This is a genomic window from Flavobacterium sp. LC2016-13 (assembly GCF_009707955.1).
In the GTDB taxonomy this organism is placed as follows: domain Bacteria; phylum Bacteroidota; class Bacteroidia; order Flavobacteriales; family Flavobacteriaceae; genus Flavobacterium.
The window spans coordinates 33828-50450 of the sequence record NZ_WMDQ01000002.1 but is presented as its reverse complement, the minus strand read 5'-3'; the positions used below and the strand labels follow the sequence as shown (position 1 = coordinate 50450).

Below are 16623 nucleotides of genomic sequence, written 5' to 3'. Positions count from 1 at the left end.
GTATCTTAGAAACTTAGAACCTTAGTACCTCAAAAATTACATTTTTTTAAGAATCTTTTGTAAAACTAATTGTGCTGAATAAGTTCTGTTATTCGCTTGTTCGATTACGATTGAATTTTCTCCGTCTAAAACTTCGTCGCTTACAATTACGTTACGACGAACCGGAAGACAGTGCATGAATTTTCCGTTGTTGGTTAGAGCCATTTTTTCGGCTGTAACGGTCCAGTTCGGATCGCTGTTGGTTACTTTTCCGTAATCGTTGAAGTTACTCCAGTTTTTTACGTAAACGAAATCGGCATTTTCGAAAGCTTTGTTTTGATCGTATTCTATTTTGCAGTCTTTTGTAATTTCCGGGCTTAATTCATAGCCTTCCGGATGTGTAATCACAAAATCCATATCTTTTTGCATTTGCATCATTTCTACGAATGAATTTGCAACGGCTTGTGGCAAAGCTTTTGGATGTGGCGCCCACGAAAGTACTACTTTTGGTTTGTGCTTTGTTTTATGTTCTTCCATCGTAATAGCGTCTGCCAAAGATTGCATCGGGTGACGAACTGCACTTTCCATGTTGACGATTGGCACTGTTGCGTATTTCAAAAATCCTGAAATAACGGTTTCAGCATAATCTTTTTCTTTGTCTACTAAACCTGCGAAAGCACGAATTGCGATAATGTCGCAATATTGAGAAACTACTTCTGCTGCTTCTTTTATATGTTCTGAAGCACCGGAATTCATTACAGCTCCGTCTTCGAATTCTAATGTCCACCCTTCGTTGGTAAAGTTCATTACCATAACGTTCATTCCTAAGTTTAAAGCTGCTTTTTGAGTACTCAAACGCGTTCTTAAACTCGGATTGAAGAATAACATTCCTAAGGTTTTGTTTTTCCCTAATTTTTTATTCTTAAGCGGGTCTTTTTTGATCTTGATCGCGCTTTTTACCCATTTTGATAATGAGTCGATATCTTTTATTGAAATATAATTCATGTCTTTTTGTTTAATCGTTTATTTGTTTAACTGTTTATTTGCTCCATCGATTAACCGAATTAACGGTTAAACAAATAAACATTTCTACACAATTTTCGTAAATGGAATTTCGTCTTTTAATGCTTTTAGAATAAAATTATCATTTAATCCGTTGACAATCCAGGTTTCGATGTTGGCTGCTTTTGCAATTGCTGCAGCTTCTATTTTTGATTGCATTCCACCAGTTCCGTGTGATGATTTTGATTCTCCTATTTCTTTTTCTAACGTCTTTAAATCACTAACTAATTTAATCGTTTCCGGAATTTCATCATGAATAGAATCTTTCGTGTAAATCCCGTTTGTATTGGTAGCAATTATCAGAATATCAACATTTAAAAGAACTGCAGTCAAAGCCGCTAATTTATCGTTATCTCCAAACCGAATCTCATCTGTGGCAACGGTATCATTTTCATTAATAATCGGAATATAATTGTTCTCAACCAAAACGTTTATCGTATTGACAATGTTTACTTTGGATTGTTCTTTTTCAAAATCTGAATAAGACAATAAACATTGCGATGTCAATAAACCTAAATCGCTGAAATTTTCATGGAAAATCCGCATTAAATGTGGCTGGCCAATTGAAGCTAATGCTTGTTTCAACGCAATTTCTTTTCCTTTACTTTCAAGCTTTACAAACTGTTTTGCTGCTGCGATTGCTCCGGAACTTACAATTACAAATTCGTAATCTTTGTTTAAAGCTGCAATTTGCATTCCGAGGTCTTCAATCTTTCCCCGCGAAATATGATTGGTTTCTTTGGTTAAAGTATTACTTCCTATTTTTAATAAAATCCTTTTTTTCATTGTTACTGTTTTTGCCACGAAGACTCGAAGGCACTAAGTTTTTTTTAACCGCAAAGTGCGCAAGGTTTTTTATATTGTTTGTGTTTACAAACGCTAAGTTCGCAAAGCTTTATCTTTAAAATCTTAAATCAAAAATCGTTAATCATCAATCTAAAATCAAAAATTATCTTACCTGTCCTTCTCCATACACGTACCATTTGTTTGTTACGAGATGCTGAAGTCCAATTGGACCACGTTGATGCAATTTATCCGTACTTATCGCTAATTCTCCACCAAGACCAAATTGTCCGCCGTCTGTGAAACGGGTTGAGGCATTTTGGTAAACTGCGGCTGCGTCTATCGCTTCCATAAACTGTTGTGCTACATCATTATCTCTTGAAATAATTGCTGCAGAATGTCCGCCACAATATTTATTGATTTTCTCGATCGCATTTTCCTGAGAATCGATTGTTCCAATTACGATTTTATAATCTAGAAATTCTTCGTACCAAATATCTTCGTTTTGGAGCGTCTCCGTATTTTCGAAATTCTCTAAAGATTTATCAACAATAACTTCCACTTTTGCTTCTATTAAAGCTTCAACCAGCATTGCTGTGAAACCTTCAAAATTTGGCAGTTTTGAATCAATTAAAACTTTATCTAAAGCATTACAAGCTGATATTTTAGATGTTTTAGCATTTAAAATTACTTTTAAAGCTAAATCTGTATCAGCATCTTTATGAACGTAAACAAAATTATTTCCTCGTCCGCTTACAATTACGGGACAAGTGGCGTGTGCTTTTACAAATTCAATTAGTTTTTCTCCGCCTCTTGGAACTATTAAATCAACTTTTTGAGTTGGTTTTTCTAAAAATGCCTGAGTTTCCGTTCGGTTATAATTCAAATATTCAACCCAGTCTTTCGAAACCCCGTTTTCTTCTAAAGCTTTGTGCCAAAGACTTACGATCTTCAAATTTGATTTTAGAGATTCTTTTCCTCCTTTTAATAAAATCTTATTTCCGGATTTAAAAGCAATTCCACCTGCTTCGATTGTTACATCGGGACGAGATTCGTAAATAATTAAAATCGTTCCGAAAGCAGCGGTTTTATTTATAACTTTAATTCCATTATCATGAGTAAAATGAAAACGCTCCACTCCAACCGGATCTTCCTGCGAAGCCAATTGGTTTAGTGATAAAATCATTTCATCAACTTTTTTATCATCTACTTTTAAGCGTTCTTCCATCGCTAAATCTGAACCGTCGTAATCGGCAAGATCTTCCTGATTGGTCAGGATAATTTGATTCCGCTCCTGCTCAACCAGATTTGCCATAGACCGCAAAACGAGATTGCGTTTTTCAATTGATAATGGATTCATTTTTTTGTTTTAATTGGTTAGTTGGTTTAATCGTTTAACTGGTTAATCGTTAATTTGCTTAACCAATTAAACGATTAAACGAATTAACATTATAGCTCTTCTAAACTTTCTTTTAAAGCTTTTACGAACGTATCAATATCAGCTTTTTTCACTGTAAGCGGTGGTAAAATTCTTAACAGATTTTTGTTGTTGGCGCTTCCTGTAAAAATGTGTTTTTCGATGATCAGTTTTTTTCTTAAAGCTGCAACATCAAAATCAAATTCAACGCCAAGCATTAAGCCTTTCCCTTTTACTTGTTTGATGCCATCAACTTCTTTGATTTTCTCTAAGAAATATTCATAAACTTCGTTTACATTCTTTTGTAAATCTAGTTTTTCAATTACATCCAAAACTGCAATTCCTGCTGCACAAGATAAATGGCTTCCGCCGAAAGTAGTTCCTAATAATCCTAAACTTGCTTCAAATTTTGGAGAAATTAAAATAGCTCCAACCGGAAATCCATTCCCCATTCCTTTTGCAACTGAGATAATATCAGCGTTGATTCCGTGATGTTGAAACGCGAAGAATTTTCCGCTTCTTCCATATCCTGATTGTACTTCGTCTAAAATCAAAACAACATCGTGTTTTTTACATGCTTTTTCTAAAGCCTGAAAAAATTCAGTTGTTCCTTGATCTAAACCTCCAACTCCCTGAATTCCTTCAATAATTACTGCCGTAACATCACCTTTAGCTAATTCAGCTTCAACTAATTCTATTTGGTTAAGTGGTAAAAAAGTAACGACTTGCTGTGCGTTAATAGGTGCAACGATTTTTTTATTGTCTGTAACAGCAACGGCTGCAGAAGTTCTTCCGTGGAAAGAATTATCAAAAGCAACAACTCTCGATTTTCCATTATGGAAAGAAGCTAATTTTAAAGCATTTTCATTGGCTTCGGCACCAGAACTGCATAAAAACAATTCGTAATCTTCTAAACCTGAAAGCTTTCCTAATTTTTGAGCCAATTCAACCTGTAAAGGATTCTGTATTGCATTTGAATAAAATCCTAAATGGTCTAATTGATTCTTCAGTTTTGCTACATAATCCGGCTGCGTGTGTCCGATAGAAATCACACCATGTCCGCTGTATAAATCTAAATATTCTACTCCTTTATCGTCTGTAATTGTACAATCTACTGCTTTTACTGGAGTTATGTTATATAATGGGTAAACGTTGAATAAGTTCATTTTTTGTTTTGTTTAATTGTTTAATCGTTGGTTTGTTTAATCGATTAACCGAATAAACGATTAACCACTTAACCAACAATTTAAAATCCGCTTGGTTTCAAATGTAAACCTGTAGTTTCTTCTAATCCGAACATTAGATTCATGTTTTGAATCGCTTGTCCTGAAGCACCTTTGGTTAAGTTATCTATAATTGAAGTTATTAAAACCCGGTTTCCTTTTTTCAATAAACTAATGATACATTTGTTCGTTTGCACCACTTGTTTCATGTTGATGTTTGTCGTTGTAACGGTTACAAAAGGTTCATCTTTGTAGAAATCCTGGTATTTAGCAACTAATTGCTCCAAACTATCATCAGAAAGTGTGTATAATGTTGCAAAAATCCCTCTTGGAAAATCTCCTCTATTCGGAATAAAAAGCAATTCACTTTCAAAATCGTCTTGCAATTGCACCAAACTTTCTCCGATTTCACCCAAATGTTGATGTTCGAAAGCTTTATAATGTGACATATTATTATTTCTCCAACTGAAATGAGAAGTTTCTGAAAGACTCACTCCTGCGCCTGTACTTCCTGTTGTAGCATTAATATGAACGTCATTATTTAGCAAATTATTTTTAGCCAATGGCAACAAAGCCAATTGAATAGCGGTTGCAAAACAACCCGGATTTGCGATATAATTTGCTTTTTTAATATCTGCTTTATTCAATTCAGGCAGACCGTAAATAAAATCTTTTCCTTCGAAATGAGCAGCTGCATTCAATCTAAAATCATTTCCTAAATCGATGATTTTAGTGTGACTAGCGAATTGATTTTCCTGTAAAAATGAAATAGATTTTCCGTGACCTAAACATAAAAAAACCACATTTACGTCAGGATTTATCACATCAGTAAAATTCATTTCGATATCGCCCATCAAATCATGGTGCGCCACAGAAAGTGGTTTTCCGGCATTTGTGGTACTGTAAACAAAATCGATGTTTACTTTTGGGTGATACATTAAAATTCTGATGAGTTCTCCGGCCGTATAGCCTGAACCACCAATTATTCCGACATTAATCATGATCTAATTGATTTACAGATGAAAATATGTTTTGTGCATTTCCAAGAATCTTAATAAATCCTTTTGCATCATCAGATGTCCATGCATTGTTCATTTCTCCGTATTGACCAAAACCTGTGTTCATCAAATCGTTTTTAGATTCTATTCCGTCAAGTGAGAAATGATATGGTTTTAATGAAACTGTTACCGTTCCGTTTACTGTTTTTTGTGTGTCTTGCAGGAAAGTTTCAATGTTTCTCATCACCGGATCCAAGAACTGACCTTCGTGGAATAACATTCCGTACCAGTTTCCTAGTTGTTCTTTCCAGTATTGCTGCCATTTTCCAAGCGTATGTTTCTCTAATAAATGGTGCGCTTTGATGATAATTAACGGAGCAGCGGCTTCAAAACCAACTCTTCCTTTAATTCCGATAATGGTATCTCCAACATGAATATCTCTACCAATTGCGTAAGCATTTGCCAGTTTTTCAAGGGCAACTATATTGTTTGATGGTTTATCTGTTTTACCATTTATTCCAACTAATTCTCCTTGTTCAAAATGTAGTGTTACTTTTTCTTCGCCTTCTTTTTTTAATTGAGATGGATAAGCTTCACTTGGCAATGGCTGTCCTGAAGTTAAGGTTTCTTTTCCTCCAACGCTTGTTCCCCAAAGTCCTTTATTGATAGAATATTGTGCTTTTTCCCAAGAATAATGAACTCCGTTTTGTGCTAAATAATCTACTTCTTCTTGTCTTGAAAGTTTTAAATCTCTAATTGGAGTAATAATTTCGATTTCCGGAGCAATAGTCTGGAAAATTAAATCGAAACGAATTTGGTCATTTCCTGCACCTGTACTTCCGTGTGCAATGGCGCTTGCTCCTACTTTTTTAGCATATTTTATTGCTTCAATTGCCTGAAAAACACGTTCTGCACTTACTGATAACGGATATGTATTGTTTTTTAATACGTTTCCGAAAATCAAATATTTTATAGCTTTGTCATAATATTTATCTACGATTGTCAGGTTTGCGTGTTGTGCACTTCCTAATTCGTAAGCTCTTTTTTCAATTGCTGATAATTCTTCAGCATCAAATCCTCCTGTATCTACAAGTACGGTGTGAACTTCGTATCCTTTTTCATTTTTTAAATATTTCAAACAATACGAGGTATCTAATCCTCCGCTATAAGCTAATACAACTTTTTTCATTTTTTATAATTTAGGCTAATACTTTCGTATATAGCAAGTTTGAGATTTCTTTTTGATTAAATTTTAAATAAAAAAATAAAAGACAATATTTTATTTAGGAATAATGCTTGCTTTATTTTTTTCAATCTGTTCAAGACAGCTTCGTTAAAAGGATGTCTTGGCGGACCTTTTGGTTTGTCTTTCGGATCGTATAACATTCCTGTACACAAACACATTTTGTTCTCTTTACTTTTTAGAATTTCGTAATTGGTACATGTTTTACAACCAGACCAAAAACTAGGATCTGTTGTTAGTTCTGAGAAAGGCACAGGCTTATATCCTAAATCAGAGTTGATTTTCATTACAGCCAAACCAGTTGTAATTCCGAATATTTTAGCTTCCGGATATCTTTCCAAAGAATAATCAAAAACCTTTGATTTTATCTTTTTTGCCAGACCTAAACTTCTGTAATCCGGATGTACAATTAAGCCGGAATGGGCCACGAATTTTCCGTGTTGCCAACTTTCGATATAACAAAAACCTGCAAATTTTCCATCTGCCAGAGCAATCATCGCATCACCGTTCGACATTTTTTTCTGAATGTATTCAGGAGTTCTTTTAGCAATCCCCGTACCTCTTAATAAGGCAGATGATTCTATCGTATCGCAAATTTCCTGCGCGAATTTGAAGTGTTCTTCCTGAGTAACAACAATAGAGATTTTCATTTCAATAGTTGAAGTTAGAGTTATAAATTAAAACGTGCTGTTTAGTTTGAAATCTAAAAATCAATCCAATAAAATTAAACAAAATAGAAGTAACATTCTCAAAATCAAAAACTTGATTCAGAAAATTCACAAAATAGTATGTAGTTTTAGGATATGTTTGCCCAATGGACAAATTGTATGATTTCAAAATGAAAAATGAATATAAATAAATACGCGGCGAAAAACTCTGTGAATACTATAGAGATAGTATCCGTACTTCGGGAGAAGTTACAGGAGAGTTTGTCCGTGACAAAGAAGTTATATGTAAACTTATTTTATTCATCGGTTGCAAAAGTACACTATTTTTTTATTTACAATACAAAAAAATAAAAATCTAACATTTTTTTAATGTAATGTTGTTTTTTGAAGGCGCAAAGGTTCTGAGGTGCTAAGGTGCTAAGGTTTTTAATTTCTGGGTTTTATTTAAAGTTTAAAAACTTTAAAAATCTAGCGTTTTCAAGACTTTAAACTTTAAACCTGAAACTTTAAACAAACCAAAAAGAAAAACCCGATAGCTATAAATAACTATCGGGTTTTTAAAATTTTATTATTTTTTAGTTTTAGTCTCTTTTAAACGGAATTACTTTTCCATTTCCTAAAAGAATCATATCAAAACCATTTTTAGCTTCGTTAAATTTGAATTTTAATCCAGCTCTATTCGATTGAAAAGTATCTTTTTCTCCTTCTACAGGTTCAACAGCAAACTTTGGATAATTTGTAAGTTCTGCATTAAGAACACTATTTTTCTCTGTAAATTCAATTTTTAAGGGTGCTTTATCAGTTGAAAACTTCCCTAAATAACCATCTAAAATGATATCTTTTTCAACTTTTCCCTTTCCCGCTGTCCATACATTATTACTTTCGTTATAATCAGGAAAAGCATGATCAGGATCTAATGTTATACTTTCGATTTCTTCTGTAGAATTGTGTTTGAAAGACCAATCATTGTTACGTTGCCAAATTTCTACAGGCAATTTTACTCTGGTTACTTTTCCACTTTTTGTTTTTACATCCAAAACAATTGGCATTGGCATTTTATCAAAATTTTCTACTGTAATAATAACTCCTTTTGCAGGGTCATTTTTTACATATTTAATAGAATTAATTCCCTGATCAAATCTCCAGTTGTTTACGAACCAGCTTCTCCAGAACCAGCTTAAATCTTCTCCGGCAACATTTTCTATCGTTCTAAAGAAATCATCAGGAGTTGGGTGTTTGTAAGCCCAACGCTCTACATAAGTGCGTAATGCTTTATCAAAACGTTCTTCTCCTAAAACTTGTTCTCTTAAAATTATTAATCCTGAACTTGGTTTAGCATAACATAAAACACCAATATTAGCTTCCTTCATATTATCAGGAGAACTCATGATAGTTTCTAATTTTGGACTTGTATAATATTCTGCATCTTCATGCAAATCAGTCGGTTTTTGTTTGTATTCCCCTTTATTAAAATCATAAGAACTGATAGAATTAATAAACGTATTAAAACCTTCATCCATCCAGGCAAAATAACGCTCGTTTGAACCAACAATCATAGGAAACCAAATGTGTCCGAATTCGTGATCTGTTACGCCCCATAAATCATCTCCTTTAGATTTCCATCCACAAAAAACAATTCCGGGATATTCCATTCCACCTTCGTTTCCAGCAACGTTTGTAGCCGCCGGATAAGGATATTCAAACCATCTTTTTGAGTAATTTTCGATCGATGCTTTTACATATTCTGTCGAACGTCCGTAAGCATCATTACCGGCACTTTCTACAGGATAAGCAGATAATGCCAATGATTTTTTACTGCTTGGCAGGTTTATTTTTGCTCCGTCTAAAATAAAAGCCGGAGAAGATGCCCAAGAAAAATCACGGGCATTTTTAATTTGATAATGCCATGTTTTTTCTGCTGTAGCATTTGTATTTGCAGTTGCAGCAACTTCTTCCGCAGAACGAATTATAACTGTTTTATCGCTTTGAGAAGCTTCTTTATAACGTTTAAATTGCTCAGCAGGCAACACTTCTGCTCCATTTAATAATTCTCCTGAACCTACTACATAATGATTTGCAGGAACTGTAAGTTTTACATCAAAATTACCGTATTCTAAATAAAACTCAGATGCTCCTAAATATGGTGCTGTATTCCATCCTCTTACGTCATCATACACACACATGCGCGGGTACCATTGTGCAATTGTGAATATTTTACCGTTTTTAGTTTCTAAAACTCCCATTCTGTCTGATCCTTCAAATGGAGCAATGAATGAAAATTCTATTTTAATTTTTACAGATCCTCCTTTTGAAGCTAATTCTTCCGGAAGAAAAATTTGCATTCTGGTATCTGTAACTATAAATTTTGCATTGGTTTCAACTTTGTTTTTTCCTCCAGAAATAACTTTTACAGATTTGATTTTATTTCCACCATCAAAAACCTGTCCTTGTGCACCGTTACGGCTTCCTGTTAAAGGCACAACAGCGTTTCCTCTTGAATCTTCCTTGAATAAATTCTGATCTAAATTCAACCAAACAAATCCTAATTTATCAGGGCTATTATTAGTATAGGTAATTTCATCTGTACCAACAATTTCATTAGATGTTCCGTTTAATTTTGCCGATATCTGATAATCAGCTCTGTTTTGCCAGTACTCAACTCCTGGCTGACCACTTGCTGATCGCGTTGGAGTTCCGTTTTTTGTATAAAAATGAGGTGCAAATGCATCATGATAATTATAATTATTAACTGGATTTACTGCTGTTGTAGCTGGCGTTTGTTGCGCCCAAACAGAAGAAATCCCTACAAACAAAGCCATGGTTAATAAGGCTTTCGAGGATTGTTTTTTCATATTTTTTAGCTGTTTATGTAGCAAATTAATGAAAAAAAAAGCTATTTACAGAGAAAAACTAAAGCTTATATTGAGTTTTAGCAAAATTTTATCAAAAAAATAATTTAAGCCATTTTCCTAAAAAAATAAAATTTATAAAATATATTTACATCAGGATAATAAACTAATTCTTTTCAATTAATACTATTTTGAACACAACTATAACAAATTCAAGACTTAAAGCTTCTATAAAACATGCGGGAGCCGAATTATTTTCTTTAAAAGACAATCAAAACAAAGAATATATCTGGGAAGGTAATCCTGATTTCTGGGGAAAACACTCGCCTGTTCTTTTTCCTATTGTTGGGACTTTGAAAAACAACACTTATAAAATTAATGAAAAAAAATATCAGTTGCCAAGACATGGTTTTGCTCGTGATATGGAATTTGAATTGATTGAAAAAACAGAAAATCGTGCCGTTTTTTCATTACAATCGAATGAAGAAACTTTAAAAAAATATCCTTTTGAATTTGAATTGCAGCTTATTTACACACTTCAAGAAACTACTTTAGATATTCAATATAAAGTAATTAACAAGAGTAAAACTAAAATGCCTTTTTCGATTGGAGCGCATCCGGCAATTGCTTTGCCTGAAAATTTTGAAGATTATGCTTTTGAATTTGAAAAGGAAGAAACGCTGAAGTATTATCTTTTGGAGAATGATTTAATATCTGACAAAACAAAAGTTTTAGAAACTACTAATAATTTAGTTCCATTAGATTATAAATTATTTGAGAATGATGCTTTAATTTTTAAAACTCTAGAATCGAATTCGCTTACTATTCTTGAAAACTCTAAACCATATATTAAGGTAGATTTTGAAGATTTTCCGAGTTTGGGAATCTGGACAAAAGAACAAGCTCCGTTTATATGTATTGAACCTTGGCTCGGTTATTCAGATACAGCCAATAATTCAGGAGATTTATTCGAAAAAGAAGGAGTTTTACTTTTGGATGCCAACCAGGAATTCAATTCAAAATTCAGTATACAAATATTATAAGATTTAAGATGTTAGAATTCAATTTTACACCATTCCCAATTATAGAAACTGAACGTTTACTTTTAAGAAGAATTACTACTGAAGATGTAAACGAAATTTTTGAATTACGCTCGAATCCTGAAACCATGAAATATATCCCGAGACCTTTGGTAAAAAATACTGAAGATGCTTTGGAACATATCGCTATGATTGAAGATAAAATCGTAACAAACGTTGGTATCAATTGGGGAATTACTTTAAAAGATAATCCGAAATTATTAGGTATTATTGGTTATTACAGAATGCAGCCTGAAAATTATCGTGCAGAAATTGGTTATATGTTATTACCGGAATTTCATGGTAAAGGAATTATTCCTGAAGCTGTTAATAGATTAATTCGATATGGTTTTGATGATTTAAAATTACATTCGATCGAAGCTGTAATTGATCCTGAAAATTTTGCATCAGAAAAAGTATTACAAAAGTGTGGTTTTGTAAAAGAAGCTCATTTTAAAGAATCTGAATTTTACGAAGGCCGTTTTTTAGATAAAGTAATTTACTCATTGTTAGATAAATAAAATTTTTATACTTTTTAATAGAGTAGAAAGACTATTAAATCTTCTTTTTTCACAATAGAAGCTTTCATTTTGCGTTATATTTGTAGCTAAATAAGTAACTAAAAACTTATTTTTTTGCAGTGAAAATCCACCTTATGAAAAAATTATCTATTCTCTTTATACTTTTATTTTCTATTCAATTACAAAGTCAAACTTATCTAAAATTTAATGCCGCTACTGCTCTTATTGCAATACCGAATATAGGAATTGAAACAAGTATTGGAGAAAAAACCACTTTTAGTGTTGATGTTATGGCTTCTTTTTGGGAATCTTTCAATGGGCACCATCCTATGAAACTTTATACTTTAACTCCTGAAGTTCGTTATCATTTTAAAGAAAAATACAACGGATTTTATGTAGGTGGCCATGCAGGTCCTGATGTCTATGAATTACAAAAATGGAATTATTTTAACTCAAATATGTACGAACACGGTTTTGGTTACAGATTAGGGGTTACAATAGGATACAATATTAAAATAAACGATAAATTCTTGTTAGATATTTTTGCAGGCGGCGGCTGGCACCAAGGTTTTTATCATGGTCTTTATAACGATGGAACTCCCGGAAGGTATGAAAAAGCTCCTAATTGGAACAAAAGCGGCGAATGGCTTCCGTACCGTGGCGGCGTAATGCTTTCGTATAAATTATAATTAATTGGTCAGTTTAGGAAGAGATTTTACATACAACTCTTCAACCTTCTTGCGTGCCCAATCGGTTTTTCTTAAAAAAGTAAGACTCGATTTTACACTGGGATTTGATGTAAAACATTTTATCGGAATTAATTCTGACAAAGTATCAAAACCATAATGCGCTACTAATTTTTCTAATATAGATTGAAGCGTAATTCCGTGTAAAGGATCTTTAGATTGATTTTGCATTTTATAAATAATATTAAAAAGACCATACTCAAAAAAGTATGGTCTTTGTTTTTTTACAAAATTAGTAAATTGAATTCTAAATCAATTGGAATTAATTAGAATATAAATTTAAATCCAAAAGAAAGCGGAGATGTTAAGTTTGGATTACTTCCTGCCATAGCCGTATTATAAAATGGATCTACATTTGCAACATGAGCCAGTCCAAAATTTGTAACCGTTGTTTTTTCCCCATTCTCAGGTTTAAGAGTTGTTGAAGTAAAATTGGCCAAATCATAAGAGAACTCAACTGAGAAGTTTTTTGTTACAAAATAGTCAAAACCTCCTGATACTGACAATCCTACCTGATTAACTTTTAATCCGCTTTCTTTTTCTTTTCCGGTAATTACTGGTATTGCTGCCTGTCCGAAGAAGTATAATGAACCAGCTACATTCCAATATTTTCTTGCCAAGGGTTGAAAAACGAATAAATCTGTTTTAGCAACTGTTCCTACTTCAGAATCTGCTTTAATATTAATATAACCAATACCAGCACCAACTGCTACCGATGGAGTTATGAACGTACCAACTATTGGAAGAACAGCTAAATTTGTACTTTTTAATTCAGGAGATTTTGTCTGCTGATAACCAAATTGCGATGTTGCAAACCATGCTCCTTTTAGACCTTGATTTGTATCTTGGGCATTCATCGTTAAACCTACCAATACAAAGCTAATAAATGTTAAAATCTTTTTCATTTCTGTTTTATTTTTTAAATTATTTAACAAACTTAGTAGTAAGGTTTTTTCTTCAGAATGATTAAAATCATAGATTGATAAAAATCTTTAATTATCTTAAACTGAAAAGTTTTTCAATTTTGTTTACATTTGTACTTATGTTAAAAACAGTCAATATACTTAATAAGAGAGCTCGATTTGATTATGAGATAATCGACACCTATACTGCCGGAATCGTTTTGTCCGGAACTGAAATTAAATCTATAAGATTAGGGAAAGCTAATATTACTGAAAGCTTTTGTGAATTTAGTAATCTTGAACTTTTTGCGATAAATACTTATATCGAAGAATATTCGTTTGGAAACCAGTTCAATCATAAATCAAGAAGCGAAAGAAAATTGCTTCTAAATAGAAAAGAATTGAAAAGCCTTCATAAAAGTGTTCAGGCTAAAGGATTAACTATTGTTCCTTTGAAATTATTTACAAATGAAAAAGGTCTTGCAAAATTGCAAATCGGACTTTGTAAAGGAAAGAAAAACTACGACAAACGCGAATCTCTAAAAGAACAAGACACTAAACGCGACTTAGACCGAATTAAGAAGGCATACAATTAATTTACTCAACAGCCTGTATTTTAGAATTTTACACTTATTTTTACTACAATTTAATTGTATAGGATATGAAAAGGTATTTAATTTTATTAGTATTTCTTATGTTTTTGAGTTGCGGCAGTAATACTTCTATTGTTAGCAGTTGGAGAGATCCTAAAATTACAGTAGCTCAGGAACATTTTAAAAAAGTATTAGTTGTTGTTTTATTAAAAGATGAAGCGTCAAGAAGAGTCGCTGAAAATAGAATTGCCGCCGGTAATGCTATATTCAAAACATCTTATCAGTATTTAAACGAAACCACTTCAAATCTTACTAAGGAACAAAAATTAAAAATTTTACAAGACGAAAATTTTGATGGCGTTATTACAATGCGATTAGTAAGTATCGACAAGGAAACCAACTATGTTCCAGGAACATATACCGGAATGTATTATGGAGGTTTTGATGGAATGTACACAGGTATGTATGGTTATGGTTTTGGAAATTGGTACGGCATGTATTCTCCAACTTTTTATGACCCGGGATATTATCAGGAAACTACATCATATATGGTAGAAACAAATATATTTTCATTAAAAGAGAATAAGCTTATCTGGACGGGAACTACAAAATCTGAATATGTAACAGATGTTGGTCAAACTGTAGATGCTATTATGCAGGCAGTTGTGGCAGAAATGAGAAAAGACGGTTCTTTGCCTAAAAAATAACAGAATAGAAAAGCAATATCTAGAATATTGCTTTTTTTTGAAATCGTATAATGACTAATTTTGTCAAGACTTAAATTACCATCGTGAAATCACTTTTAAAAAATGGACGGGAGCAAAAAGGTTTAAAAACCCGTGAAGTCGCACAAATACTTGGCATTGATCAGGCATTAATTAGCAAATTTGAATCCGGAACAAGAAAACCAACCCGAGAGCAAATTTCTAAACTTTCTCAACTTCTAGAAATCGATTATGAAACTCTGATGATTGCATGGCTTAAAGAAAAAATTCTTTATGAAATTGGCAATGATGAGTTTGCTTTGAAAGCACTAAAACTTGCAGAAGATGAAATTAAATACAACAAAGCTGCATCAAATTTAAAATTATCAACATCTTTAGAAAAAATCCTAAAAGAGATCGATGCCTTAAAAGATAAACTAGATTCTTATAAGCAATTTGACAGTGACAAAATTAAGCAGGTATTCGAACTTGAATATACCTTTGAAAGCAATAGAATTGAAGGAAATACAATGACACTTCGCGAAACTGATATGGTCATTAATGAAGGTTTGACTATTTCAGGAAAAAGTATGAGAGAGCATCTGGAAGCGATAAATCATCACGAAGCTATTGCTTTTATTAAAGATTTAATGAATAAAAACAATTCTTTAAACGAACGTGATCTTCTATCTATTCATAATTTAATTTTGAGAGGAATTATTCCCGAAGACGCAGGTCGTTATCGTAAAGTTCAGGTTATGATTCAGGGCAGCAACTATATGCCTCCACAACCTTTGATGGTTACTCAGGAAATAGAAGAATATTTTATTTGGTACGAAATCAATAAAAACAAATTACATCCGGTAATTTTAGCTGCAGAAATGCATGAAAGATTAGTTACAATTCATCCTTTTATTGATGGAAACGGAAGAACTTCCCGATTAATAATGAATTTAATTTTAATGCAAAAAGGTTATGTAATTGCTAATATAAAAGGAGATTATGAAAATCGAATGCGATATTATCAAGCATTAGAAACAGCTCAAACCAAAAAAGATAAAGAAGATTTTTTGCTTTTTATTGCTCAGACTGAGAAAGAAAGTTTAGAAAAATACATTGCAATGCTGACACAATAAAAAAGCCCAACTCAATGGGCTTTTCTTTTTAATTTTTATCTTCTAATAAAGGAACAAATCGAAACTCTCCAAACTCATGTTTTTCAAATTGAGTTTCGTTTTTCCTGATTAATAAAGTCATAATCTGAACATCTTCTCCTAACGGAATAACAAGCCTTCCGCCAATTTTTAACTGCGCCATTAATGGTTGCGGAATAAAAGGAGCGCCAGCCGTAACGATAATACTATCAAACGGTGCATAACTTGGTAATCCTTTATAACCGTCTCCAAAAGACAAATGTTTTGGACGAATATTCAATTTCGGAAACAAATTTGAGGTTTGTTTAAACAATTCATTTTGTCTTTCAATGCTATAAACTTTAGCGCCCAACATGCACAAAACAGCAGTTTGATAACCTGAACCTGTTCCTATTTCCAGAATTTTATGTTCTTTTTTAACTTCTAATAACTGAGATTGAAAAGCAACTGTGTAAGGCTGAGAAATAGTTTGTCCTGCGCCAATGGGAAATGCCTTATCCTGATAAGCATAATCTTCAAAACTTGAATTTAAAAAAAGGTGTCTTGGGATTTTTTTTATGGCGTCCAAAACCGCTCTGTCAGTAATTCCTTTTTGTTCTAAAGTGCTTACTAATTGATTACGAAGTCCTTGATGTTTTGCGGTATCTTTCAAAATGGGCAGGTTTTATTTTTGCAAAAATAAGAAACTAAAAAAGAAATCAA

Annotated in this window: 17 protein-coding genes; 6 read left to right on the top strand and 11 right to left on the bottom strand. The window is 32.7% G+C overall.

The window, feature by feature from the left end; genetic code table 11:
* Window positions 1–36: 36 nt before the first annotated feature.
* From GKZ86_RS03910 to GKZ86_RS03875, 8 genes are all read right to left on the bottom strand, one after another.
* Window positions 37–984, bottom strand: coding sequence for an N-acetylornithine carbamoyltransferase (locus GKZ86_RS03910; RefSeq protein WP_154781806.1), 948 nt, complete (start codon window positions 982–984; stop codon window positions 37–39).
* Between the two features lie 84 nt (window positions 985–1068).
* Complete coding sequence (gene proB, locus GKZ86_RS03905) at window positions 1069–1827, bottom strand: glutamate 5-kinase (protein ID WP_154781805.1); 759 nt, start codon at window positions 1825–1827, stop codon at window positions 1069–1071.
* Window positions 1828–1990: 163 nt separating this feature from the next.
* Window positions 1991–3184 carry a glutamate-5-semialdehyde dehydrogenase gene (locus GKZ86_RS03900; protein WP_154781804.1) on the bottom strand — a complete coding sequence of 398 codons (1194 nt, stop codon included), beginning with the start codon at window positions 3182–3184 and terminating at the stop codon, window positions 1991–1993.
* Between the two features lie 89 nt (window positions 3185–3273).
* The gene (locus GKZ86_RS03895; protein ID WP_154781803.1) at window positions 3274–4407 is read right to left on the bottom strand and encodes an aspartate aminotransferase family protein; all 1134 of its coding nucleotides are present in this window, start codon (window positions 4405–4407) and stop codon (window positions 3274–3276) included.
* Window positions 4408–4487: 80 nt separating this feature from the next.
* The gene (gene argC / locus GKZ86_RS03890) at window positions 4488–5465 is read right to left on the bottom strand and encodes an N-acetyl-gamma-glutamyl-phosphate reductase (protein WP_154781802.1); all 978 of its coding nucleotides are present in this window, start codon (window positions 5463–5465) and stop codon (window positions 4488–4490) included.
* The gene (locus GKZ86_RS03885; RefSeq protein WP_056205911.1) at window positions 5458–6651 is read right to left on the bottom strand and encodes an argininosuccinate synthase; all 1194 of its coding nucleotides are present in this window, start codon (window positions 6649–6651) and stop codon (window positions 5458–5460) included. Before GKZ86_RS03885 ends, argC begins: the two co-directional genes overlap by 8 nt.
* Before the next feature lie 56 nt (window positions 6652–6707).
* Window positions 6708–7355: a GNAT family N-acetyltransferase gene (locus tag GKZ86_RS03880; protein ID WP_154781801.1), complete on the bottom strand. Its 648-nt coding sequence runs from the start codon at window positions 7353–7355 to the stop codon at window positions 6708–6710.
* A 599-nt stretch (window positions 7356–7954) separates the two neighbouring features.
* Window positions 7955–10225: a M1 family metallopeptidase gene (locus GKZ86_RS03875; RefSeq protein ID WP_154781800.1), complete on the bottom strand. Its 2271-nt coding sequence runs from the start codon at window positions 10223–10225 to the stop codon at window positions 7955–7957.
* A 188-nt stretch (window positions 10226–10413) separates the two neighbouring features.
* Between GKZ86_RS03875 and GKZ86_RS03870 the strand changes: the two genes are divergently transcribed.
* From GKZ86_RS03870 to GKZ86_RS03860, 3 genes are all read left to right on the top strand, one after another.
* Window positions 10414–11265, top strand: a complete 852-nt coding sequence (locus GKZ86_RS03870) for an aldose 1-epimerase family protein (protein WP_154781799.1) — start codon at window positions 10414–10416, stop codon at window positions 11263–11265.
* An 8-nt stretch (window positions 11266–11273) separates the two neighbouring features.
* Window positions 11274–11822, top strand: a complete 549-nt coding sequence (locus GKZ86_RS03865; protein WP_154781798.1) for a GNAT family N-acetyltransferase — start codon at window positions 11274–11276, stop codon at window positions 11820–11822.
* Window positions 11823–11956: 134 nt separating this feature from the next.
* Window positions 11957–12511 carry a DUF3575 domain-containing protein gene (locus GKZ86_RS03860; RefSeq protein WP_154781797.1) on the top strand — a complete coding sequence of 185 codons (555 nt, stop codon included), beginning with the start codon at window positions 11957–11959 and terminating at the stop codon, window positions 12509–12511.
* On the opposite strand, the gene GKZ86_RS03855 is transcribed toward GKZ86_RS03860, so the two are convergent.
* Window positions 12512–12739 carry a VF530 family DNA-binding protein gene (locus GKZ86_RS03855; protein ID WP_154781796.1) on the bottom strand — a complete coding sequence of 76 codons (228 nt, stop codon included), beginning with the start codon at window positions 12737–12739 and terminating at the stop codon, window positions 12512–12514. It lies immediately after the preceding gene.
* 95 nt (window positions 12740–12834) lie between these two features.
* On the bottom strand, window positions 12835–13473 hold the full coding sequence (locus tag GKZ86_RS03850; protein ID WP_154781795.1) for an outer membrane beta-barrel protein: 639 nt from the start codon (window positions 13471–13473) through the stop codon (window positions 12835–12837).
* Window positions 13474–13610: 137 nt separating this feature from the next.
* Between GKZ86_RS03850 and smpB the strand changes: the two genes are divergently transcribed.
* The 3 genes from smpB to GKZ86_RS03835 all read left to right on the top strand — a co-directional run bounded on the left by smpB (window position 13611) and on the right by GKZ86_RS03835 (window position 15903).
* Window positions 13611–14066: an SsrA-binding protein SmpB gene (gene smpB, locus GKZ86_RS03845; RefSeq protein ID WP_154781794.1), complete on the top strand. Its 456-nt coding sequence runs from the start codon at window positions 13611–13613 to the stop codon at window positions 14064–14066.
* A 65-nt stretch (window positions 14067–14131) separates the two neighbouring features.
* Window positions 14132–14770 (top strand): hypothetical protein, encoded by a 639-nt coding sequence (locus GKZ86_RS03840; RefSeq protein ID WP_154781793.1) that lies wholly within the window; start codon window positions 14132–14134, stop codon window positions 14768–14770.
* Window positions 14771–14853: 83 nt separating this feature from the next.
* Window positions 14854–15903 (top strand): Fic family protein, encoded by a 1050-nt coding sequence (locus GKZ86_RS03835; protein ID WP_194632443.1) that lies wholly within the window; start codon window positions 14854–14856, stop codon window positions 15901–15903.
* 28 nt (window positions 15904–15931) lie between these two features.
* Here GKZ86_RS03835 and GKZ86_RS03830 read toward each other — a convergent pair whose 3' ends face one another.
* Window positions 15932–16573: a protein-L-isoaspartate(D-aspartate) O-methyltransferase gene (locus GKZ86_RS03830; RefSeq protein ID WP_035680659.1), complete on the bottom strand. Its 642-nt coding sequence runs from the start codon at window positions 16571–16573 to the stop codon at window positions 15932–15934.
* Between the last annotated feature and the right edge of the window lie 50 nt (window positions 16574–16623).